The 1,248-nt window shown below is 64.7% G+C and carries 1 protein-coding gene; it reads left to right on the top strand.

All coding sequences use genetic code 11. The features are described from left to right. Positions 1–99 precede the first annotated feature (99 nt). Positions 100–1,248 (top strand): ISL3 family transposase (locus tag EV691_RS23180; protein ID WP_131837574.1); only part of this gene is annotated, 1,149 nt, incomplete at its 3' end.

The raw sequence follows: 1,248 nt of genomic DNA, 5'->3' as shown, positions 1-1,248 counted from the left end.
GGTTCTTCGCGGAATCCTGGGAAAGCGAGGATTGACAGTCAGGGAAGCAGGTAAATTGGCAGTCGCCAAACTCACCAACCGCTGCCCCCTGCTGTCGCCATGCATCCTATTGATCTTGCCGCTTTCTGGCCAGGCTACGACGTCGTAGCCGGCAGCCATTCCGCCGAAAACACCCTCACGCTCACCCTCGAGCCCAGGGCCTCCGAGCCGCCGTGCTGTGACCGTTGCCACCAGCCCAGCCCGCTGGTGCATGACCGACGTATCCGTCTCATCCGTGACCGGGACCTGCTTGATCTGCGCGTGCAACTCCACCTGCCCGTTCGCCGTGTCGATTGCCTCACCTGCGGCCGCGTCACTGAGCACATTCCCTGGCTGGCCCCGGCCTCGCGCCTGACCCGCAGGCTGTGCGCCTGGATCGAAAGCCTGCTGCAACTGCTGCCCATCAGCCATGTCAGCCGGCTCACCGGGCTGCACTGGCACACCCTCAAGGCGCTGGACAAGCGTCGGCTGCAAGCGGCGTTCGGCACTCTCGAACCGGGCGATGTGCGCCGTCTGGTGATGGACGAGTTTGCCCTGCACAAGGGCCATCGCTACGCGACGGTAATCATGGATGCCGAACGTACCCGCGTCCTCTGGGTCGGGCGGGGCAACAGCCGCCAGGCCATACGCCCCTTCTTCGAGCTGCTCGGCGAGCGGTGCAGGCATATCGAAGCCGTCGCGATGGACATGAACACGGCCTTCGATCTGGAGGTGAGACAGCACTGTCCTCAGGCCGAGGTCGTGTACGACCTGTTCCACGTCGTCGCCCGCTACGGACGCGACGTGATCGACCGTATCCGGGTGGATCAGGCCAATGCCCTGCGCCATGACAAGCCGGCTCGCCAGGTGCTCAAGCAGAGTCGCTGGCTGCTGCTGCGCAACCGGGAGAACTTGAAGGAGGACCATGCCGTTCGGCTGCAGGAGTTGCTGGCAGCCAACCAGCCGCTGGCCACGGTCTATGTGCTCAAGGATGCGCTGAAGGAGGTCTGGTACGCGCCCAGCGTGCGGGAGGGCTGGCGGCGTTGGCGAGCCTGGCTGAGGCATGCCCGGGAGAGCGGCTTGGCGCCGCTACAACGCTTTGCCCGCAACCTCCAGCATTATGCGCGGGGCATCCTGGCCAGTGCACGATTCCACATGCACACCAGCCTGCTGGAGGGAGTGAACAACCGGATCAAGGTGATCAAGCGCATGGCCTACGGTTTCCGGGAC

Source organism: Azotobacter chroococcum, from assembly GCF_004339665.1.
GTDB classification, from domain to species: Bacteria; Pseudomonadota; Gammaproteobacteria; order Pseudomonadales; family Pseudomonadaceae; genus Azotobacter; species Azotobacter chroococcum.
The sequence above is the reverse complement of the archived record's forward strand: the minus strand, read 5'-3'. Positions and strand labels throughout refer to the sequence as shown.